The sequence below is a fragment of the uncultured Clostridium sp. genome, from assembly GCF_963527835.1.
Taxonomy (GTDB): domain Bacteria; phylum Bacillota; class Clostridia; order Clostridiales; family Clostridiaceae; genus Clostridium.
In genome coordinates, this window is record NZ_CAURTC010000016.1 from 1 (window position 1) to 20,357 (window position 20,357).

At 27.1% G+C, this 20,357-nt stretch carries 24 protein-coding genes and 2 pseudogenes; 23 read left to right on the plus strand and 3 right to left on the minus strand.

Going from position 1 to position 20,357, the window contains the following annotated elements; genetic code table 11:
• Window positions 1-116: 116 nt before the first annotated feature.
• The 17 genes and pseudogenes from RYM86_RS09285 to spo0A form a co-directional block, all read left to right on the plus strand.
• Window positions 117-347 (plus strand): annotated as a pseudogene (locus tag RYM86_RS09285) (stage III sporulation protein AE); the annotation flags it as partial.
• A 3-nt stretch (window positions 348-350) separates the two neighbouring features.
• Window positions 351-938: a stage III sporulation protein AF gene (gene spoIIIAF / locus RYM86_RS09290; RefSeq protein ID WP_315079873.1), complete on the plus strand. Its 588-nt coding sequence runs from the start codon at window positions 351-353 to the stop codon at window positions 936-938.
• Between the two features lie 11 nt (window positions 939-949).
• The gene (spoIIIAG, locus tag RYM86_RS09295) at window positions 950-1,579 is read left to right on the plus strand and encodes a stage III sporulation protein AG (RefSeq protein WP_315079874.1); all 630 of its coding nucleotides are present in this window, start codon (window positions 950-952) and stop codon (window positions 1,577-1,579) included.
• A gap of 40 nt (window positions 1,580-1,619) precedes the next feature.
• Window positions 1,620-2,165: a SpoIIIAH-like family protein gene (locus RYM86_RS09300; RefSeq protein WP_315079875.1), complete on the plus strand. Its 546-nt coding sequence runs from the start codon at window positions 1,620-1,622 to the stop codon at window positions 2,163-2,165.
• Between the two features lie 116 nt (window positions 2,166-2,281).
• Window positions 2,282-2,662 carry an Asp23/Gls24 family envelope stress response protein gene (locus RYM86_RS09305; protein ID WP_315079877.1) on the plus strand — a complete coding sequence of 127 codons (381 nt, stop codon included), beginning with the start codon at window positions 2,282-2,284 and terminating at the stop codon, window positions 2,660-2,662.
• Window positions 2,663-2,780: 118 nt separating this feature from the next.
• Window positions 2,781-3,182 (plus strand): transcription antitermination factor NusB, encoded by a 402-nt coding sequence (nusB, locus tag RYM86_RS09310; protein ID WP_315079879.1) that lies wholly within the window; start codon window positions 2,781-2,783, stop codon window positions 3,180-3,182.
• A gap of 22 nt (window positions 3,183-3,204) precedes the next feature.
• Window positions 3,205-4,053, plus strand: coding sequence for a bifunctional methylenetetrahydrofolate dehydrogenase/methenyltetrahydrofolate cyclohydrolase (locus RYM86_RS09315; protein WP_315079881.1), 849 nt, complete (start codon window positions 3,205-3,207; stop codon window positions 4,051-4,053).
• Window positions 4,043-5,242: an exodeoxyribonuclease VII large subunit gene (gene xseA / locus RYM86_RS09320; protein ID WP_315079884.1), complete on the plus strand. Its 1,200-nt coding sequence runs from the start codon at window positions 4,043-4,045 to the stop codon at window positions 5,240-5,242. The genes RYM86_RS09315 and xseA overlap by 11 nt, the downstream gene beginning before the upstream one ends.
• A gap of 12 nt (window positions 5,243-5,254) precedes the next feature.
• Window positions 5,255-5,479, plus strand: a complete 225-nt coding sequence (xseB, locus tag RYM86_RS09325) for an exodeoxyribonuclease VII small subunit (RefSeq protein ID WP_315079885.1) — start codon at window positions 5,255-5,257, stop codon at window positions 5,477-5,479.
• On the plus strand, window positions 5,466-6,335 hold the full coding sequence (locus tag RYM86_RS09330; protein ID WP_315079886.1) for a farnesyl diphosphate synthase: 870 nt from the start codon (window positions 5,466-5,468) through the stop codon (window positions 6,333-6,335). Before xseB ends, RYM86_RS09330 begins: the two co-directional genes overlap by 14 nt.
• A 17-nt stretch (window positions 6,336-6,352) precedes the next feature.
• Entirely contained in the window at window positions 6,353-8,212 is a 1,860-nt protein-coding gene (gene dxs, locus RYM86_RS09335) for a 1-deoxy-D-xylulose-5-phosphate synthase (protein WP_315079888.1), read from the plus strand.
• Window positions 8,213-8,228: 16 nt separating this feature from the next.
• A complete protein-coding gene (locus tag RYM86_RS09340) occupies window positions 8,229-9,038 on the plus strand; it encodes a TlyA family RNA methyltransferase (protein WP_315079889.1) in 810 nt (269 codons plus the stop codon).
• Between the two features lie 17 nt (window positions 9,039-9,055).
• Window positions 9,056-9,910 carry an NAD(+)/NADH kinase gene (locus RYM86_RS09345; RefSeq protein WP_315079891.1) on the plus strand — a complete coding sequence of 285 codons (855 nt, stop codon included), beginning with the start codon at window positions 9,056-9,058 and terminating at the stop codon, window positions 9,908-9,910.
• Complete coding sequence (locus tag RYM86_RS09350) at window positions 9,907-10,359, plus strand: arginine repressor (protein ID WP_315079892.1); 453 nt, start codon at window positions 9,907-9,909, stop codon at window positions 10,357-10,359. The genes RYM86_RS09345 and RYM86_RS09350 overlap by 4 nt, the downstream gene beginning before the upstream one ends.
• Before the next feature lie 18 nt (window positions 10,360-10,377).
• The gene (recN, locus tag RYM86_RS09355) at window positions 10,378-12,066 is read left to right on the plus strand and encodes a DNA repair protein RecN (protein WP_315079894.1); all 1,689 of its coding nucleotides are present in this window, start codon (window positions 10,378-10,380) and stop codon (window positions 12,064-12,066) included.
• Window positions 12,067-12,358: 292 nt separating this feature from the next.
• Window positions 12,359-13,549, plus strand: a complete 1,191-nt coding sequence (spoIVB, locus tag RYM86_RS09360) for a SpoIVB peptidase (RefSeq protein WP_315079895.1) — start codon at window positions 12,359-12,361, stop codon at window positions 13,547-13,549.
• A 387-nt stretch (window positions 13,550-13,936) separates the two neighbouring features.
• The gene (gene spo0A, locus RYM86_RS09365) at window positions 13,937-14,755 is read left to right on the plus strand and encodes a sporulation transcription factor Spo0A (RefSeq protein WP_315079896.1); all 819 of its coding nucleotides are present in this window, start codon (window positions 13,937-13,939) and stop codon (window positions 14,753-14,755) included.
• A 278-nt stretch (window positions 14,756-15,033) separates the two neighbouring features.
• Here the strand turns inward: spo0A and RYM86_RS09370 are convergent, their stop codons facing one another.
• Window positions 15,034-15,174, minus strand: a complete 141-nt coding sequence (locus RYM86_RS09370) for a hypothetical protein (RefSeq protein WP_315079899.1) — start codon at window positions 15,172-15,174, stop codon at window positions 15,034-15,036.
• Between the two features lie 364 nt (window positions 15,175-15,538).
• Between RYM86_RS09370 and RYM86_RS09375 the strand changes: the two genes are divergently transcribed.
• From RYM86_RS09375 to RYM86_RS09400, 6 genes and pseudogenes are all read left to right on the plus strand, one after another.
• On the plus strand, window positions 15,539-15,715 hold the full coding sequence (locus tag RYM86_RS09375) for a hypothetical protein (RefSeq protein WP_315079903.1): 177 nt from the start codon (window positions 15,539-15,541) through the stop codon (window positions 15,713-15,715).
• Window positions 15,716-15,883: 168 nt separating this feature from the next.
• Entirely contained in the window at window positions 15,884-16,030 is a 147-nt protein-coding gene (locus tag RYM86_RS09380) for a hypothetical protein (RefSeq protein ID WP_315079905.1), read from the plus strand.
• Between the two features lie 321 nt (window positions 16,031-16,351).
• The gene (locus RYM86_RS09385; protein ID WP_315079907.1) at window positions 16,352-16,828 is read left to right on the plus strand and encodes a hypothetical protein; all 477 of its coding nucleotides are present in this window, start codon (window positions 16,352-16,354) and stop codon (window positions 16,826-16,828) included.
• Between the two features lie 134 nt (window positions 16,829-16,962).
• Window positions 16,963-17,116: pseudogene (locus RYM86_RS09390) on the plus strand (transposase); the annotation flags it as partial.
• Between the two features lie 512 nt (window positions 17,117-17,628).
• Window positions 17,629-18,285, plus strand: a complete 657-nt coding sequence (locus tag RYM86_RS09395) for a hypothetical protein (protein ID WP_315079909.1) — start codon at window positions 17,629-17,631, stop codon at window positions 18,283-18,285.
• 105 nt (window positions 18,286-18,390) lie between these two features.
• Window positions 18,391-18,939, plus strand: a complete 549-nt coding sequence (locus RYM86_RS09400; protein ID WP_315079911.1) for a hypothetical protein — start codon at window positions 18,391-18,393, stop codon at window positions 18,937-18,939.
• A gap of 80 nt (window positions 18,940-19,019) precedes the next feature.
• On the opposite strand, the gene RYM86_RS09405 is transcribed toward RYM86_RS09400, so the two are convergent.
• The gene (locus tag RYM86_RS09405; RefSeq protein WP_315079914.1) at window positions 19,020-19,313 is read right to left on the minus strand and encodes a hypothetical protein; all 294 of its coding nucleotides are present in this window, start codon (window positions 19,311-19,313) and stop codon (window positions 19,020-19,022) included.
• Between the two features lie 274 nt (window positions 19,314-19,587).
• Window positions 19,588-20,130, minus strand: a complete 543-nt coding sequence (locus tag RYM86_RS09410; RefSeq protein ID WP_315079916.1) for a hypothetical protein — start codon at window positions 20,128-20,130, stop codon at window positions 19,588-19,590.
• Window positions 20,131-20,357 lie beyond the last annotated feature (227 nt).

Consider the following 20,357-nt stretch of genomic DNA (forward strand, 5'->3'; position numbering starts at 1 on the left):
ACGTCGCCCTATCAGTTTTATAGTCGATTAAATTTGCAATGATACGGCGTTGGGGCGCCCGTTAGGTATAAACGTTACCCCGTGGGGGCGGCCCCCGTTTGATTATTTTTTTTTTTATAATATTAATACTTTTATATCCAATAATAAAATTAGTACTTATGACAGTGATATATAAATTGGCAGCAGCGTTAATAGAACCTATAAGTGATCCTAGAATAACTAATTCAGTGGCAGCAGCAGGAGATTCAATGATATTAATTATATCCTGTGTTTTAAGTGTAAGTTTAATGTTTTTTATTTTAATAGCTCTTGTTGCATCCTCAGGGCTGTTTATAGTAGGAGGATAAGACATGAATTTGTTAAAGGAACTGGTAACAACTTTAGTTACTGCACTTATATTTATAACGGCAATAGAACTTATAAGTCCTAATAATAGTATGAAAAAATATTTAAAGTTTATATTAGGATTAGTTTTAACAACCATAATATTAAATCCAATAGTAAAAATTATTTCAAATGGAGAAAACAATATATATGATTCTATAAGTAATTATGAAGAAGTATTTTCTAATTATAAAAATGAAGTTAAAAGTAGTGAAGAGAGTGAATTAAAGGATGGAGATTTAAGAAAACAAGCTTTTGAGGAAAATTTTAATAAGAATTGTGAAAGCTTGCTTAAATCACAGTATCCAAATAAAAAATTTAAAAGTGATGTTGAATGTATAGTTAATTTTAATAATATGATTTTTGATATAAAAAAAATTAAAATAGGTATAAGTGAAAAGTCAGTAAGTAAAATTAAAAAAGTGATAATTAATAAAAGTGATAAATCTTATGAAGATAATCAAAATAGCCAATATAAAGAAATAGTGACATTTATAAGTGAACAGCTAGATATTCCTAAAGAGAAAATAGAAGTATATAAAATAGAGGAATAGGAGATGAGTTGATGGATAAAAAAAAGTTTTCTAATAATCTAAAGAAAATATTAGGTGAAAAAAAATTAAGCAATCTTATTTCTATTTGCTTAGTATTAGCATTTATATTTGTGACCATGAATGTATTATTACCAAAGAATAAATATATAAATAAGAGTAATGACATTACTTATGAAGAAGATAAAAAAGAAAGTCCAAAAGAAAATGAAGTAAGCACTTCAACGACTATTTCAGGTGATCAAAAAACATATGAAGAAAATCAAAAAGTGGAATTGAAAAATATATTAAAAAAGATGGAGGGGGTAGGAGAAGTTGACGTAATGATTTCATTTGAAAGTGGAGAAGAAAAAATTCCAGCATACGATACTAATGCTCAAGTATCAACTACGGAAGAAACAGATACTGAAGGCGGCAAGAGAACTAATAATCAAAAAAATGATGGTGCAACAGTTGTTATGACTAGCAAGGACGGTGGAAATGAACCATTTATTTTAAGAACATATAAGCCTAAAATAACAGGCGCTGTTGTTGTTGCAGAAGGTGCAGAAAATAGCAAAACAAAATATAACATTGAGCAAGCAATTTCAAAATTATATAACTTAACTTTAGATAAGGTTAATGTATATCCGATGAAGAAGTAGCATATAATTTAAAAGATAAAAAGGATGGGAGGAAAATATTATGAAAAGGAAACAATTAGGTATAATCTTTACTTTGTTAGCACTAATATTATGTGTAGGGGTGTTAGCAGCAAAGCTAAATAAGGGAGGATTAAATGATCCAACTGATTTAAGTGTAGTGCTATCAACAGAAAATGTAGGGGTAACTGAGGAAAATGGAGAAGTAGCTAAAGCAGAGGATGATAAAGCTACATTAAGTCAAAATGAATACTTCTTTCAATCTAGAAGTGAAAGAGAACAACAAGAATCAGCAACAATTCAAACTTTAAAAGCAATAGTAGCAGATGAAAATACATCTAAGGAAAGAAAGGATGAAGCAACAAAGGAGTTGACAGAAAAAACTTTAAGAAAAGATAATGAAGGCAGAATTGAAATAAACATAAAAAATAAAGGTTATGAAGATGCATTATGTATGATAGATGACAATAAAGCAAGTGTAATAGTAAAGTCAGCAAATACTCTTGAAGAGAAAGACAGTGTTGCTATTCAAGAAATAGTACAAAATGTATCAAAGATAAAAGACGTAGTAATACAAGTTCAAAAATAACATAATTATAGCTTTGAAAAATAATATAAGTTTAATTGTAATGTTAAATCATATTTGTTATAATAAACGTAAGATTAACATGTTTTGTTATTACAAAACCTAGGAGGGTGAAAAGCATGGAAAGTTTGAATAAAGAAGATAACGTTGGTATCGTAAAAATATCAGACGAAGTAGTAAGCGTTATTGCAGGCATTGCCGCACAAGAAATTGACGGCGTTAGTGATTACCAAATAGGGGGCTCAAATAACTTATCAAGCATTTTAAAGGGTAAAAAGTCATTAGGGAAGTCAACGAAGGTTACTTTGCTTGATGATAAAGCAACTATAGATATAAATTTAAGCGTCGAGTATGGTGTAAAAATAATGGAGGTAGTTTCACAAGTTCAGGATAATGTAAAGAGAACGGTTGAAGCTATGACAGGATTAGTAGTAGAGGCTGTAAATGTTTATGTTCAAAACATTTATATGCCGAAAAAAGAAGAAAGTGAATCTAAGTAGTATCTAATTTCACCCTCTGAATTTCAGAGGGTGTTTCCATGCTAGATATTATTTAGAGAATAAATTTCAACAAAAATGACAAGAATTAAGAAGAATTTAAAAGTACGTGGAGGATCAGATGAATAGAAAACTATCAAGAGAAAAAGCAATGGAATTATTATTTGGGATGACATTAAACACTGATAATTGTGAGGAAACATTAGAAAACTTTATAGACAATTATGAAAGTGACATAAAAGAATTAGATATAACATACATAAAGAGAATATTAATAGGGGTAGAAAATAATAAAGATAACATAGATGAATCTATATCAAAGAATTTATGTAATTGGAAAATAGATAGAATATCAAAGGTTAATTTATGTATATTAAGGTTAGCTGTATATGAATTATTACATGATAAAGAAATTCCAAGCAAAGTTGCAATAAATGAAGCATTAGAAATAACAAAGAAATATTCAGATGAAAAAAGCGTTTCATTTATAAATGGAGTTTTAGATAACATTTTAAAAAAATAAATTATAAGGGGCGAAAATAAAAATGGGGCAAATTATAAACGGAAAAGAAGTAGCATTAAAGATAAAAGAAGAAATAAAAACCTTTGTTGAAGAAAGAAAAAATAATAAACTTAGGATTCCAAAGATTGCATCTATATTAGTTGGAAATGACGGGGGATCAATTTATTATATGTCAAGTCAAGAAAAGGTGGCTAATTCTTTAGGTGTAGATTTTTTAAAGATTATATTAGAAGAAAATGTTACTGATGAAGATGTTATAAAGGAAATTCATAAGTTAAATGAAGATATTAATGTACAAGGTATAATGCTTCAATTACCATTACCTAAGCATTTAAACGAAAAAAAGATAATAAAAGAGATATCTATTAAAAAGGATATAGATTGTCTTACATTTGAAAGTCAAGGTAAATTGTATATGGGGGAAAAAGGGTTTTTACCATGTACACCTAATTCAGTTGTAACTTTAATTAAGAGTCTTAATATTGATATAACTGGTAAAGAAGTAGTTGTTCTTGGAAGAAGTAATATAGTAGGAAAGCCAGTAGCACAACTTTTATTAAATGAAAATGCAACAGTTACTATATGTCATTCTAAAACAAAAAATTTAAAAGAAGTATGTAGTAAAGCAGACATATTAGTTGTAGCAATTGGTAAACCTAAGTTTATAGATGAAGAATACATAAAAGAAAATGCAATAGTTATTGACGTAGGTACTTCATCTTTTGAAGGTAAAATAACAGGCGATGTTAATTTTGATAAGGTAATAGATAAAGCTTCTTTTGTAACACCAGTACCAGGTGGAGTTGGAGCTTTAACTACTACTCTTTTAATAAAAAATTCATGTGAGGCTTTAAAGGAATATGAAGATTAAAACTTTAACTGTTTCAGATCTAACAAACTATATAAAAAAAGTAATTGATAATGACTTTATTTTAAATAATCTCTCTGTAAAAGGGGAGATTTCTAATTTAAAGTTCCATAGCAGTGGGCATATTTATTTTTCTTTAAAAGATAATAATAGTAAAGTAAATTGCGTTATGTTTAAAAGCAAAGCAAGTCTTTTAAATATTGCCTTAGAAGATGGTATGGAAGTTATGGTAAAGGGAAGAGCATCTATTTATACTGCTACAGGAAGTTTTCAACTTTATTGTGATGAGATAAAGAAAGAAGGGCAGGGAGAATTATTTATAAAATTTGAAGCTCTTAAAGAAAAATTATCAAAGTCAGGATATTTTGATGAAAGATATAAAAAGAATATTCCTATGTACTCTAAAAGAATAGGTGTTGTAACTTCATCAACAGGTGCAGTAATAAGAGATATAATAAATGTAACTAAAAGAAGAAACTCATTAGTAGACATAATTTTATATCCAGCTAAGGTTCAAGGTGATGATGCATATAAAGAAATAATTGAAGGAATCAAATATTTTAATAATAAGAAAGATGTAGACCTAATAATAATTGGAAGAGGCGGAGGTTCTATAGAAGAATTATGGAACTTTAACGAAGAAGAACTTGCAAAAATTATATTTAATTCTAAGCTTCCTATTATTTCAGCCGTAGGTCATGAAGTTGATTTTACAATTTCAGATTTTGTTTCTGATATAAGAGCAGCAACACCATCACAAGCAGCTGAAATAGCAGTTCCGTTATTAAGTGATATAAATGCAAAAATTTATGAAATATCAAAATCATTAGATGATGAAATACAAAAGAAATTAAAAGATTGCAAAAGTAGATTAGAGTCAAATGAGAGAATTTTAAAATTACATTCTCCAATGTCAAAAATAGTAAACTCATATTTGGAAGTTGATAAATTAAAAGATAGATTATATTTTGCAATAGATATAAAAATAAAAAGAGAAAAGCAAAAGATAGAATCATTAAATAATTTATTAAGCGCCAATAATCCTATAAAGGTACTTAATAAAGGATATGCTATAATAGAGGATGAAAATAATAATATCATTAAAGAAATATCACAATTAAATGAAGAAAAAGAAATAAGTATTTCTTTAAGTGATGGAAAGATTAAAGGAAATTTTACACCTATTAAGTAAGGAGAGTATTATATGGCAAAGAAAGAAAGCTATGAAGATATGCTTGGTAAACTTCAAGATATTTTAAGTACTTTAGAAGATGACAATTTAAACCTTGAAGAGGGTATGAAATCTTATGAAGATGGAGTAAAATTAGTAAATAAACTTTATAAAACTTTAAATTCATATGAAGGAAAAATATCTGTAATTAAGGAAGAAAAAGAAGTGGAGTTTGAAAGTCAAAATGGAGATAGATAATTTAAAAAATGTAATAGATGAGTATTTAAAAAATTGTTTTACAAATAGAAATTCTTATAATAAAGCTGTTTATGAATCAGCAGGATATAGTGTAAATATAGGTGGAAAAAGAATACGTCCAACATTACTTATATTAACTTATTCTTTATATAAAGATGATATAGAAAAAATAATGCCAATGGCAGCTGCAATTGAAATGATACATACTTATTCTTTAATACATGACGATCTTCCATGCATGGATGATGATGATTTAAGAAGAGGTAAGCCAACAAATCATAAGGTTTTCGGCGAAAATATTGCAGTTTTAGCAGGTGATGCACTATTAAATGAAGCTATGACTTTACTTATGAAAAGTTCATTAGAATTAGGAGAAAGTGCTTTAAAAGCTTCTTATGAAATTTCAAAAGCAGCAGGTCCAGAAGGAATGATAGGCGGTCAAGTTGTTGATGTATTAAGTGAAGGAAGCGAAATACCAAGAGAAGAATTAGAATATATGCACGAAAAAAAGACTGGAGAACTTATAAGAGTATCAATAGTAGCTGGTGGTATTTTAGCAAGAGTTCCAAGTGGTGATATAGAATCTTTAAATGAGTATGGTAAAAAATTAGGCTTAGCTTTTCAAATAAAAGATGATATATTAGATGTAATAGGAACTGAGGAAACATTAGGCAAAGCAACTCACAGAGATAAAGAACTAAATAAAACTAACTTTATAACTGTTTATGGATTAGAAAAATGTGAAGAACTTTGCAAAATGTTAACTGATGAATGTATAAAAATTTTAGACAATTTAAGTGTAGATGCTAGTCCATTAAAAGAATTAACGCATAATCTTTTAAATAGACTAAATTAAAAAAGGGAATGGTTATTATGAAGTCATTATTAGATAGTTTAAATTTCCCAAAAGATTTAAATAATTTGAGTGATAGTGATACTGAGAGATTAAGTAAGGAAATAAGACAATTTTTAATAGAAAGTGTTTCAAAAACAGGAGGACACTTATCATCTAATTTAGGTGTTGTAGAACTTACTTTGAGTCTTATGAAATCTTTTGATTTTGAAAAAGACAAAATAGTATGGGATGTAGGACATCAAAGTTATGTGTATAAGATTTTAACTGGTAGAAAAGATGGATTTAAAAATCTTAGACAATTTGATGGTTTAAGTGGATTTCCAAAGAGAAATGAAAGCAAGTATGATTATTTTGACACAGGTCATAGTAGTACTTCAATATCAGCTGGACTTGGAATGGCAAGAGCTAGAGATTTAAAGAAAGAAAAGTACACTGTAGTTTCTGTAATTGGAGATGGAGCCTTAACAGGTGGAATGGCATTGGAAGCTTTAAATGATGTTGGTTTTAGAAAAACTAAAATGGTGATAATTTTAAACGATAATCAAATGTCTATTTCACTTAATGTTGGTGGACTTTCTAGATATTTAAATAAATTAAGAATGGGCGAAACATATAATAAATTAAAAACTAATATAAATACATCTCTTGGTTCATCTGATTTAGGAAAAGATATTATTTCTAAAATGTCAAAAGTAAAGGATAGTATAAAGCAACTAGTTGTACCTTCAATGTTTTTTGAAAATATGGGAGTAAAATATATAGGTCCTATTGATGGGCATGATATAAAAGCAATGAATGAAGTATTTAGCAAGGTTAAAGACATAGAAGGCCCTGTTATAATACACACAGTAACTCAAAAAGGTAGAGGATATTCATTAGCAGAAAAAAGTCCATCTAAGTATCATGGGATTCCACCTAGTAATGATAAAAAGGAAGAACCAAGTAAAGCTTGTAAGGACACATATTCTAAAGCTTTTGGTAATGCATTAATGGACATGGCAAAAGAAGAAAAAGAAATAGTTGCTATAACAGCAGCTATGCCAGATGGAACTGGACTAAAAGATTTTGCTACTATTTATCCAGAAAGATTTTTTGATGTTGGAATAGCAGAACAACATGCAGTGACTTTAGCAGCAGGGATGGCAGCTAATGGTTTAAAACCTGTATTTGCAGTATATTCTACTTTTTTACAAAGAGGATTTGATCAGGTAATACATGATGTGTGTATTCAAAACTTACCTGTAATATTTGCTATAGATAGAGCAGGAATAGTAGGAGACGATGGTGAAACTCATCAAGGAATTATGGATGTAGGCTATTTGTCAATGATGCCTAATATGACAATATTAGCTCCTAAATGTACTGAAGAGGTTCCAAGTATGTTAAAATGGGCAGCAAAAAAGAACTCGCCTGTAGCAATAAGATACCCAAGAGGTAAAGATATTGTCTGTAATTTAGATGCTTTACAAGAGATAAGTTATGGAAAATGGGAAATTGTAAGTGAAGGAAAGAAAATATGTATTATTGCTAGCGGAAGGATGCTTCAACATGCACTTTTAGCAAAAGAAATACTAAAAGAAAAAGGAATAGATCCTAAGATAGTAAATGCAACATTTATAAAACCAATAGATAAGTGTTTATTAGAAAATTTAAAAGAAGATGGATATGATATTTTGACTATCGAAGATAATATTATATGCGGAGGCTTAGGAATAGCTATTCTAGAACATTTAAATTGTATAGATTATAAGGGAAACATGAAATTATTAGGATATAATGATGAATTTATCCCACAAGGAAATGTAGAAATACTTTATAAAACATATGGATTAGATCCTGTAAGTATAAGTAATACAATCCTTAAACTTTATAATTAAAAGGAGAATATAATATATGGCAGAAAAAAAGGAAAGACTTGATATACTTTTAGTAGAAAAGGGTATAATTACTTCTAGGGATAGAGCTAAGGCTTGTATTATGGAAGGTAAAGTATTTGTTGATGGTCAAAGAGTTGATAAAGCAGGAGAAAAAGTAAGCGTAATTGCTAACATTGAATATAAAGGCGCAAAACTTAAATATGTAAGTAGAGGCGGACTTAAATTAGAGAAAGCTATGAAGTCATACGATATATCTTTAGAAAATAAAGTATGTATGGATATAGGGGCATCTACTGGGGGATTTACTGACTGTATGCTTCAAAATGGAGCGAAAAAAGTATATTCAGTAGATGTAGGATATGGTCAGTTTGCATGGAAATTAAGAACTGATGAAAGAGTAGTATGCATGGAAAGAACTAATATCAGATACGTTACATTGGAAGATATTGGTGAACCTTTAGATTTTGCATCAATAGATGTATCTTTTATATCTTTAAAAAAGATAATGCCAGCAACGTTAGGACTTTTAAAAGATACTGGTGAAGTAGTGGCATTAATAAAGCCACAATTTGAAGCAGGTCGTGAAAAAGTTGGTAAAAAAGGTGTTGTTAGAGAAATCAGCACACATAAAGAAGTAGTGTATGGAATAATTGAATTCCTTAAAAATGAAAATTTAAATATCCTAGGGGTAGGATATTCTCCAATAAAAGGTCCAGAGGGAAATAGAGAATACTTAGTTTATTTTACAAAAGACACTGAAAAAGAAAGTAATTTTGAACTTGATGATGTAGAAAGGGTTATAGAGGAATCTCATAAAGAACTTTAGAGATTTTCGGAGGGGTTATGAAGAATATAGGTATTGCGATAAATCCGTCAAAAGACCATAAAAATACAATTTTAAATATGGTAAAAGAAAAAATTAAAAATATTTGCCATATTACTGATATTGAAGTATACAATAGTTTTGATATAAAAAATTTAAATTTAAGCTCATTGGATTTGCTTATTGTTTTAGGCGGAGATGGAACTCTTCTTGGAGTAGCAAGGGAATTAGGGGATGATTTTAAGGCACCTATATTAGGAATAAATATAGGCAATTTAGGAGTTTTATCTAGTATAGAAATATCCGATTTAGAATTAGCATTAAAAAAATTAATGACTAAAGATTGTAAAGTACACAAGAGAATGATGTTAAACTGTGAAGTTGACATAAATAAGTCAATAAAGAATATCAAGGCCTTAAATGAAGTTGCAGTAGCAAGAGGAACATTATCAAGAATGGTAAAATTTAAGATATTTGTTGATGAAAAATTATATGCTATATTTAAAGGTGATGGACTTATTGTTTCAACGCCTACGGGGTCAACAGCATATTCTTTTTCAGCAGGAGGACCATTTATATATCCAGACTTAGAAGTTATTAGTATAGTGCCTATATGTGATCATACAAAGAGTATGCATCCAATTGTACTAAAAGGGGATAGCACTATAAAGATAATAGCGCAAAATGGTGGAGATCAAATATACTTGACAATAGATGGACAAAGAGCAATAGAAATGAAAGATAATTCTGTTATAACTGTAAAAAAGAATCCAAAGTCATTAAAATTACTGTTATTTAATGATTATGATTATTTTAAAGTAATAAGAAATAAGGTATTAAATAATTCTAAGGAATGCGATGGTGAAGAAATTTGAAATCAAAAAGACATACTAAGATATTAGAAATTATATCATCTAAAGAAATAGAAACTCAGGAAGACTTAGCAGAAGAATTAAAATTACAAGGTTTTGATGTAACACAAGCAACTGTTTCAAGGGATATCAAAAATTTAAAACTTATTAAAATACAAGGTGCTTCTGGAAATTATAAATATGTTGTATCTTCAGGTGAAGAAAAAAATATAATAGATAGATTAAGTAATATCTTATCTAACACAGTTATAAGTGCAGAAAATGTAGATAAGATGGTAGTAATAAAAACAATAAGTGGTTCAGGATCAGCAGCGGCAGAGGCTATAGACAATTTAGAAGGAACTGATGTAGCAGGAACAGTAGCAGGAGATAATACAATATTTATACTTCTTAGAAGCTTAGAAAAAGCAGAAGAATTAGTAGCTAAAATAAGAAAAAGAATATCACTATAAATATAAGGATGGGTACATATGTTAATTCAATTGAACATTAAAAATTTTGCATTGATACAAGAAATAACTATGAATTTCAATGAAGGATTTAATATTCTTTCAGGTGAAACAGGAGCTGGTAAATCAATTTTAATTGATGCAATAGATTATGTATTAGGTGGAAAATTTTCAAAAAGTTTAATAAGAACTGGAGAAAATAAAACTTATGTTGAAGCTATATTTACTATTGAAAATAGCTTGTTAAAAAATGTATTAATTGAATTGGATATTGAAAGTGACGATGATATGCTAATTGTCTCTAGAGAAACTCATCAAAGTGGAAGAAGTTTAATTAAAGTTAATGGAAAAACTTTTTTAGCATCTCAATTAAAAAAAATAAGAGAGAGATTATTAGATATACATGGTCAACATCAAAATCAAACTCTTCTTCAAAGAAATAGTCATATACTATATTTAGATGAATTTATAGGAAAAGAAATTCTTAATCATTTAGAAGAATTCACTTCTTTAAAGGATAGTTTATTACAAATCGAAAACAAAATTCAACAAATATGTGGGAATGATGATAGAGATAAACTTTTAGACTATCTTAAATTTCAAATTGAGGATATAGAAAAAGGGAAATTAAAAGAAAAAGAAGAAGAAAATTTAAAAGAAGAATTTAATTTATTATCAAATGCTGAAAAAATAAGCACTAGTTTAAATTTATCATATGCTTTATTAAATGGTGTTGATGGAGAAAATAGTGTTATAAATTCAATATCAAAGGTTATTCAAGAATTATCGAATATTGAAAATAATTTTGAAAAAGCTAAAAAAAATAGGCAGCTAATAGAAGAGGCTTTTTATACAATAGAAGAAGTGTCTAGAGATATAAGAAATATAGCAGAAGAAGTTGTATATGATGATGATGCTTTAGAAAAAATAAATGCAAGGATATATGAAATTAATCAATATAAGAAAAAATATGGTGCTACTATAACGGAAGTTTTAGAGTACTATGAGAAAATAAAAGTACAATATAATGATCTTATAAATTCTGAGAAAATTATTGAAGAATTGAATTTAAAAAAGCAAGAAATTATAAAAGAAATGGAAGAAGTATCACTAAAACTTCATGAATTAAGAGTCAATAAAAGCACTGAATTAAAAGAAAAGATTTTAAATGAACTTAGCTTTGTAGGGCTTGAAAAATCAACTATGGAAATAAGTATAGTAAGAGAATCAAAATTTAATTCTAGAGGCTTTGATGATGTATGCTTTATGATTTCTACAAATCCTGGAGAACCACTTATGCCATTAGAAAAAATATTATCTGGTGGAGAACTTTCAAGAATAATGCTTGCATTAAAATGCGTTTTTGCAGATAAAGATGAAATAGCAACTTTAATTTTTGATGAAATAGATACTGGTATTAGTGGTGTTGTGGCAAAAAGAGTTGGTGAAAAAATGTATCAAGTATCTAAAAATCACCAAGTTCTATGTATAACACATCTTCCGCAAATAGCAATTTTATCAGACTATCATTACTTTGTATCAAAAATGGTAAAAGAAAATAAGACATTTACTAATATAAGAGTGTTAACTAAAGAAGAAAAAGAGTATCAAATTGGTAGAATGCTTGGTGGCGATGAAGTTACAGAAGCAACACTAAATAATGTGAAAGAAATGATAAAAATTGCCGAGTTAAAAAAATTAGAAATTTAAAAATTAATACATATAGTAATATATTTTGGTAAAAATAAAATCATGTAATGCGTGGTTTTATTTTTTTTTATATTGTTCCAAATTTCTTTCAAGCGAGTTCTAAAAGTCAAAAAATTAGAAAAATCAATGATTTTAAGAATGTATTTTATATTTTTTCAACTAACAATAAAAATATATTTATAAAAAATTTAGTATGAACTAAAAATTTTTGACTTTTATAACAATGTTAATACAGCATAAGAGGCTTGTCTCATGGGGAAATTAAAATCAGAAGCAAAGGAGGAGGGAAATTATGAAGAAGAAAATATTAAAAACTATTAGTTTAATTACAGCTCCAATCTTGATTCTGGTTTTAATAACTAGTATATATTTAAAAGGTATTCCAAATACAATATATACAAATAAAGATATACCAGTATCTTCGATGATTCCCATAGGAAGTACAATAAATAAGGTTGAAGATTACGGGAATAAATACGAGGTTAAGTTATTAGGATTAATACCAGTAAAGTCGTTAGAGGTTCAAAAAGTAAAAAATCTAGAAATTTATCCGGGTGGCAACAGCGTAGGTGTTAGAGTATCTACACAAGGCGTTTTAGTTGTAGGATATTCTGATATAGTAATTAATAATGTAACAGAAGAAAGCCCAGGTAAATTAGGAGGAGTTCAATTAGGAGATATAATATTAAAGATCAATGGTGAAGATGTTGAAAATTGTAAAGACTTAGTAAGTATAATTAAAGATTGCAAAGAGTGTAAAATAAAAGTTGACTTATTAAGACATAATGAAAAGCTCAGTAGAGAAGTAGAATTAAAAAAAGAAGAAAACTCAGATTATAAATTAGGGTTATGGATTAGAGATTCTACAGCAGGTGTAGGGACAATGACTTTTATGGATAGTGAAACAAAAAAATTTGGTGCATTAGGTCATCCTATTACTGATTGTGATACAAATGAAGCATTTTTAATTAAAAAAGGTGATTTATTAGAATCATCAATAATAAGTTTAAGAAAAGGTGAAAAAGGATCTCCAGGAGAACTTAAAGGTGTATTTATAAATGAAAACAATGTAAGTGGTAAAATAAAAACGAATACTGAAAGTGGTATTTTTGGAACCGTTGAAAATATGAATATTCTAAAAAGCAATGTAAAACCTATGAAGGTTGGATTTAGAAATGAGATATGTGAAGGAAAAGCCAGTATAATAACTACTATTGACGAATCTGGACCTAAAGAATATGAAATAGAAATAGTAAAACTTTTGGAACAAAATATTCCAGGACCTAAAAGTATGGTGATAAAAGTTACAGATCCTAAATTATTAGAAAAAACAGGAGGTATAGTTCAAGGTATGAGCGGAAGTCCAATTATTCAAAATAATAAAATCATAGGAGCAGTAACTCATGTGCTAATAAACAAGCCAGATACAGGATATGGAATATATATAGAGTGGATGTTAAAAGATGCGGAAATAATAAAATAGTATACAATATAAAAGCACTAATTTTTATAATTAGTGCTTTTATAATAAAAAAATAATGAGTTTTACAAACTATTTTCTACAAAACTATTTACTTATATTAAAAATAAGGTTATAATTTACAAATAGTGGAATATAAATTAAATATAACAATTATTGTTATATTTGATTAATTAGTGTTATAATTTAGTTGTTAATTGTTATTTTTTAATATAAAGTAATAAATATACATATCGCTATAACGTAATAAAGGTAAAAAGAGGATTTTTGTTAAAGAATATAGAATTATTTCAATGTAATAAGTTTAGCTATTAAGAGTAGTTTATGATGTTATAGAGATTGTGATTCAAATAGTAACATAATTAGGTTTATGAAGGAGAGGAAAAAAGCATGGAAGATAAAAAGATATCTGTACTTATTGCTGATGATAATAAGGAATTTTGCAGTATTTTAAACGATTATTTATTAAATCAAAGAAATATAGTAGTAACTGGAATAGCAAAAGACGGTAGAGAAGCTTTAGACTTAATAGTTGAAAAGAAACCAGATTTATTAATTCTAGATATAATAATGCCACATTTAGATGGTTTAGGTGTTTTAGAAAGATTAAATACTATGAATTTAGAAAAAATGCCTAAAATTATAATATTATCTGCAGTAGGTCAAGATAAAATTACACAACAAGCCATAACATTAGGAGCAGATTATTATACTGTTAAGCCATTTGATATGGAAGTATTCACAAAGAGAATAAGAGAAATGTTTAATAATGAAACGGACAATCAAAGTATAAGAAGAACATCATCACAACCTATGATTTCTTATACTAGTGAATGTCAAGAAAATAAAGGGACTTTAGATTTAGAAACAGAAATAACAAATATTATACACGAAATTGGTGTACCAGCTCATATAAAAGGATATATGTATTTAAGAGAAGCAATAACTATGGTTGTTAATGATATAGAATTATTATCAGCTGTAACAAAAGAATTATATCCATCAATAGCTAAGAAGTACAACACAACAGCTTCAAGAGTAGAAAGAGCTATAAGACATGCTATAGAAGTAGCGTGGGGCAGAGGCCAAATAGAAGCTATAAACAAGCTATTTGGATACACAATCCATAATGATAAAGGCAAGCCAACAAATAGTGAATTTATCGCAATTATTGCTGATAAATTAAGACTTAAAAATAAGGTTAGCTAAAAGGATTATAAATTAGATAAATTGCTAGATAAAAGATCGTGGAAAATGATTTCCATCTATATAATAATAACGATTAATAGTTTTTCATAGCAATTAATACTCTGAAATTATGCAATACTAAGACCTCTTATTAGCTGGATGTAACAATCTAACTAATAGGAGGTTATTTTTATCAGATTCTTTTATTCTCTTATAAGTAATGAAATCTGTTCTAATTTTGTATGAGAAAATTAAAGTAGATTTGCATTTTTTTATTAAATGAATAGTTATTTATAATTTTAAAGTTTATTAAATGTAATATCCTTACCTCTAGATACAACATTGTTTGTATTATCTAGTCTCTCTTCATATGACTTGACTTTAACTTGTGACATATCATCTGACTTTTGAATCAAATTTTCTTTTTTATTTTTTGACAACTCTAGATCATCTCCTTTTTTATATTATTAGTATCTAAATAATAGTTATACTTATAATTTTCTATATTTAGCGAATAATCTAAGAAGCATCTAAATAGGTATAATAACCTTCTTTTTTATACTTTTTATAAATCTAAATCTATTTTCTCTATTATTAAGATGAACTAGGTAATTTTACTATAGTTAATAATGATGCAATGGAATTATATGGAATACATTCCTGAGAAACTAATAATAAGACTTATGTGGAATTGTTAAAAAATATTGTTTTAAAGGATACAAAGCAATGAAATGTCGAAATTTATCGACATATACCATGGAAATATGTTATAATATTTATATATATAAACGAAGGAGGAAAATAATGATAAAACAATGCAAAAAAGGCCACGATGTAAATATAAGAAAATTTGGCGTTCAAATAAATGTAATTCTACCATTTGCATTTGTTAATAGTGATGGTACAAGTTCTATAAGATGTAAAACGGATAAATGTGAATTCATTAATGTATGCGAATATAAAGATTATATAAAAGACTAAGATAAGACCTCTTCTTTTTATTTGAAATAAAAATGTTTTTAAGTGTCTTTTAGTGTATATAGAATGTTATATAGTATCTTTAAATGTGATAAAAACTAAAGTAAAGTTAAAGTATTAAGATATTAAAGTGAAGTGAAGTTAATAAATAGTATGTAGTAATTTGAGAAGATGAACCTAAGAGAAGGGAACATCTTCTTTTTCGTTGCTATAAAATCAATATTTGGAATTAAAAATAACATTTTTCCATATACTTTATGGTATCCCAAAGAGTATAACTTAGTTGATAGCTGTGGTGAAAGTACTGAAATAATGTAGATAAATTTAATAATTGCTAAATGTGTTAGTATAGATGTTAAAAATAGACTACATATGATGAACTTATTCAAATGTTAGATAATATACAGCAAAGTAAATTTGATGTTGATATAGATAAACAAATAAAATTATAAGTGGTAGCAGTCAAAGAGGAACATCAAGTTTAAAAGAATAGTTTTTCTATTGTCTAACTTACAAAAAGGCTGATTTTAATACCCCAAAATGAACTTTAGATTCTATATATCATTTGCTTTAGCATACCATTAATAGTAAAATTATTTACGGATATAATATACTAATTATTGAATGGGAGGAATTATAATGAAAAAAATTAAAAAATTACTTTCAGCTTTACTTATACTTTTCTCAATAGTAATCTTAAATCCAGTACAAGCTAATGCTGCATGGAAACAGGATTCAACAGGTTGGTGGTATACAGAAGGTAATTCTTATCCTCAAAATGAGTGGAGATATATAAATTACAAGTGGTATTTTTTTGAATATAGCGGATATTTAGATCAAAATGCTTGGATGTATGATGGATACTATCTAAATATGAATGGGGAATGGACTGAAACAGCTAAATATTTAAGAAGAGATATATTAAAAAATGGAATGGCTTACTGCAAGTCAGGAGATATATGTTATGAGGCAGGAAATCCTGCTAATTTAAGAGTAATTAATAATGAACCATGTTTATATACTTGGAATGGTAATGAGGTTGTAAAGTATATTGGAATGAATACATTAAATGTTTATAGCTATGATGGTTATATAGTAGATAGGATAGTTTTATAATAAAATGCTTAATTATAGAATAAATTTTTAATATTTTGCAGAAAATAGAATGATCCCAAGATGGTTTTGCATAGCTTACACATTTGTTATTAAATATTACTGGAAATTTTATTTTCCAGTAATATTTTTTTTGAAAGATAAAAGTAGCAGATATTGAAATAATACTTAGAAAGTTATGTGAACACAAAAGAGTTAAAATCATAAAAGTAAATGCATGTAAATATTACATATATGTTTGTAAGTATACCACTCAAATTAAGTGTTTCACAATTCATGGGATATTTGAAAGAACATATCCACCCTTTTACGGGTGAGCCAGTAAACAAGAACAAAAAATAAGCACATTTTAGGTATAGCTGGTAAAAGTCTACGGTTGTCAAACCATTCAATGTGTGAGTAGCACGATCAGTAACAAAGCTTTAAGGTACAAGAACAAACCACCAATTTTATGGGCAGTTCTGATTAGTTTTTACTTATTCGCATATTGCCATTCTGTTAAAATATAGATTATTTAATTCCTTTCAATCGCTCTATTCCATTCTTTTCTACTCTCGGCATAATTTTTATAACTAGGTGTAATAATTTCAATCATTTAATCACCATCTTAAAATATAAATAACTTGATATAAATATTATATGTAAATTTACTAGATAAAGTTATTACTTTGGAATTAAATAGTACAAAGTTTTTGTTAACTATATATGAAATAAGACTTTATGGGTAGTATAAAACATACCATGTATCAGATATTTAAATTTTGTATAATATAATATTAAAACCAATAATTATAAGGTAAAATATGGACTTGAATAATTTTAGTGGAATAGAAGAACTTTTAAAGTATTTAGGGTATGAAAAAATCACTGAAGAAGATGAAGATGATGAATCAATTTACTCCAATGAATCAAGTAATGAAAGCGATACAAGCAATTGTAAGTCTAAAATAGATCCAACTGCAGGGGCAAGTACAAATTGGTATGCTAAGTTGAATTTAGATATACCAGGAGGGTTTCAAGATATAAATCCAATATTATTTATAACTTTAGGAGAAGTTATAGGAAATGTTATTTCTGGACAGTTACCTTATAATGTTGCTAATACTATATCTAATCTTATTATTCTTGTTGGTCAAATAATAGAAACTTGTGGTACACAGCAACATTATTATGAGATAGGACCAGGAAGGTATTTTAATTGTGCATATAAAAATATTGAAAATCCTTTTTGCGATTTTGATACGAAGAAAGAAGAGAATGTAAATAACATTAGTGATTTAACTAAAGATGAAAATTTAAAAAAAGATAATTTAAATCAAGATAAAGGTTCAATGAAAAAATGCAATAATGTAAATGATATATGTTTTAAATTAGAAAATTTAGAATGTGAATTTAGTAGAATGCTAACTAAAATGTATGAATTAGAAAAAAGAATAGAAAAGATAGAAAATAGTAAATAGACTAACAGTGAAAATTACTTCTAGATTAATATAATATTAGATCCCTATATGGATAGATAAAATATAGATTGTAATAGTTTTTTATAATTTAGATATAGGTGAGATATGGATAATAATAGTTTTTATGATTTAGATGAGATATTAAAGCATCTTGGCTATAAAAGATGTAAAAAGGATAATTCTGATGATAAATGTAAAGAAAAAGATGAAGAAGTAGAGTGCAAAATTGATCCGACTGCTGGAGCAAGTACAAATGATTGTCAAAATTTAAACTTAGATATGCCGTATGGATTTCAAGATTTAGATCCGATGTTAATGTTAGTTATTGGAGAATTGATAGCAAATGCAATATCTAGTAAATTACCTTCTAGTTTATTAAATGCTTATGGAAACTGGTTACAATTAGTAGGACAAGTAATTCAAACATTTAATTCACAACAACAGTATCAAGAATGTGGTCCAGGAAGATATTATAATCCAGTGTATAAAAATGTGGCTAATCCATTTTGCTCAAATGATGATGTGAAATTTGAAAAAGAGGGGAGAAGCCATAAAAGAAGCAAAAAAGATAATTGTGATAAGATAAAAAAATTAACTTTAAGGGTAAATCAATTGGAAAAAGAGATAGAAGAATTAAAGAAGAAGTCTAAATAAATACCTCTAAAGAGTATTCTACATTAGAGGTATTTTAAAGTTGAATTATTCAGTAGAAATTTTATTTATATCTATAGCTTCTAATTGAATAAAAGATTGAAGCCTATTAAAATTAATTGCTGTCCAAATAAAAAAATGCTAATAGGAACTACATCAGAATTATTTATTCCTAAGGCTTCTGAAATATCTAAATCTGCTCCACATAAGAATGTAGAATAGCCTAAAGTTACAAAAATAGCGCCTACTTTTTCAAGGTTAGCTAAACTAATATCTAAATTTCTAAGAAACAGCTCTATGTTATCTGTAAAGTTTTCTTCATTATTATTTTTATAGTCGGCATCAGTGTTGATCTCATCATAATCTTTATAGTTCATTTATATCTTCACAAAAAGAGATTCACAATAATATATGATAACAAAAAAATATACGTACATGTGAATTTTAGTATAATAAGAAACTAGAGATGTTTACTTCTTTAATTACATATGTATCTAAAGAAAACCTAGCTTATAAATAAAAGAGATATAAATATCTATAAGCATATATTTATATCTCTTTTCATTTTAAATAATACTAATTAAGTACAGACTAATGTGCAAATGAGTACCATAGTGTATTATATTTAGATATTAGTAAGAAAATTTAATTTTATTCAATATCATCGAAATAATTCATATAAGGTTGATCATTACAAAATTTTGAAGCTTTATCTTTTCCAAGCTCAATTTTTTCTCTTATATATAATGCTTCATCTGAAAATAAATAATCAAGTTCCATATCCTCGCACCAAAGATACCTAGCATAAATAATTAATTCATCTATAGATATAGAGGAACATCTTATTATATTTTCATCTAGATTTTCTAATTTAATTTCTGCATTAAGATAACCATGAGGTATTCTTCCATCAAAGCTAGAGTTACCTTGGAGAATTAATTCATCAGATAGTTCAATACCTCTAGTAGAAAATCTTAGTATAGGATTTTCACACCAAGAATAAGGATATGAAAGTAAATTAAATTCTTCAGGTTTTATTGCTACAAATTCAATATCATTTGTTTCTTCATTAGAATATGTATATATTGAAGCAGAAGTTCTATTCTGAAGTTCTAAAAGATTCTCTTTTTCATCTCCTTTATTAAAGCAAAACCAAGTTTCGTAAAAATGTTCATTTGTAATGTAAATATTCAATATTCTCACCTCATTAAGTATATTTATATAAATTAAAATGTATTAATGTAAAAATTAAGATTTACTTTAATGCAAAAATTTTTCATACAATAAAATTAATCCTAGTTTAGTTTACCTAAAATAATATTGACATGCAATATAGAAACCTTTACCATATGAGTATAAGACTTCTAAATTATACTTTTATAAAGTATAATTATTTAAATTTAACTTGTCAATTATTAAAA

Bases quoted from the DNA above. Each gene is read 5' to 3' on its own strand.
- spoIIIAF (WP_315079873.1), top strand. From the start codon at position 351: ATGAATTTGTTAAAGGAACTGGTAACAACTTTAGTTACTGCACTTATA.
- spoIIIAG (WP_315079874.1), top strand. From the start codon at position 950: ATGGATAAAAAAAAGTTTTCTAATAATCTAAAGAAAATATTAGGTGAA.
- RYM86_RS09300 (WP_315079875.1), top strand. From the start codon at position 1,620: ATGAAAAGGAAACAATTAGGTATAATCTTTACTTTGTTAGCACTAATA.
- RYM86_RS09305 (WP_315079877.1), top strand. From the start codon at position 2,282: ATGGAAAGTTTGAATAAAGAAGATAACGTTGGTATCGTAAAAATATCA.
- nusB (WP_315079879.1), top strand. From the start codon at position 2,781: ATGAATAGAAAACTATCAAGAGAAAAAGCAATGGAATTATTATTTGGG.
- RYM86_RS09315 (WP_315079881.1), top strand. From the start codon at position 3,205: ATGGGGCAAATTATAAACGGAAAAGAAGTAGCATTAAAGATAAAAGAA.
- xseA (WP_315079884.1), top strand. From the start codon at position 4,043: ATGAAGATTAAAACTTTAACTGTTTCAGATCTAACAAACTATATAAAA.
- xseB (WP_315079885.1), top strand. From the start codon at position 5,255: ATGGCAAAGAAAGAAAGCTATGAAGATATGCTTGGTAAACTTCAAGAT.
- RYM86_RS09330 (WP_315079886.1), top strand. From the start codon at position 5,466: ATGGAGATAGATAATTTAAAAAATGTAATAGATGAGTATTTAAAAAAT.
- dxs (WP_315079888.1), top strand. From the start codon at position 6,353: ATGAAGTCATTATTAGATAGTTTAAATTTCCCAAAAGATTTAAATAAT.
- RYM86_RS09340 (WP_315079889.1), top strand. From the start codon at position 8,229: ATGGCAGAAAAAAAGGAAAGACTTGATATACTTTTAGTAGAAAAGGGT.
- RYM86_RS09345 (WP_315079891.1), top strand. From the start codon at position 9,056: ATGAAGAATATAGGTATTGCGATAAATCCGTCAAAAGACCATAAAAAT.
- recN (WP_315079894.1), top strand. From the start codon at position 10,378: ATGTTAATTCAATTGAACATTAAAAATTTTGCATTGATACAAGAAATA.
- spoIVB (WP_315079895.1), top strand. From the start codon at position 12,359: ATGAAGAAGAAAATATTAAAAACTATTAGTTTAATTACAGCTCCAATC.
- spo0A (WP_315079896.1), top strand. From the start codon at position 13,937: ATGGAAGATAAAAAGATATCTGTACTTATTGCTGATGATAATAAGGAA.
- RYM86_RS09375 (WP_315079903.1), top strand. From the start codon at position 15,539: ATGATAAAACAATGCAAAAAAGGCCACGATGTAAATATAAGAAAATTT.
- RYM86_RS09380 (WP_315079905.1), top strand. From the start codon at position 15,884: ATGAACCTAAGAGAAGGGAACATCTTCTTTTTCGTTGCTATAAAATCA.
- RYM86_RS09385 (WP_315079907.1), top strand. From the start codon at position 16,352: ATGAAAAAAATTAAAAAATTACTTTCAGCTTTACTTATACTTTTCTCA.
- RYM86_RS09395 (WP_315079909.1), top strand. From the start codon at position 17,629: ATGGACTTGAATAATTTTAGTGGAATAGAAGAACTTTTAAAGTATTTA.
- RYM86_RS09400 (WP_315079911.1), top strand. From the start codon at position 18,391: ATGGATAATAATAGTTTTTATGATTTAGATGAGATATTAAAGCATCTT.
- RYM86_RS09405 (WP_315079914.1), bottom strand. From the start codon at position 19,313: ATGAACTATAAAGATTATGATGAGATCAACACTGATGCCGACTATAAA.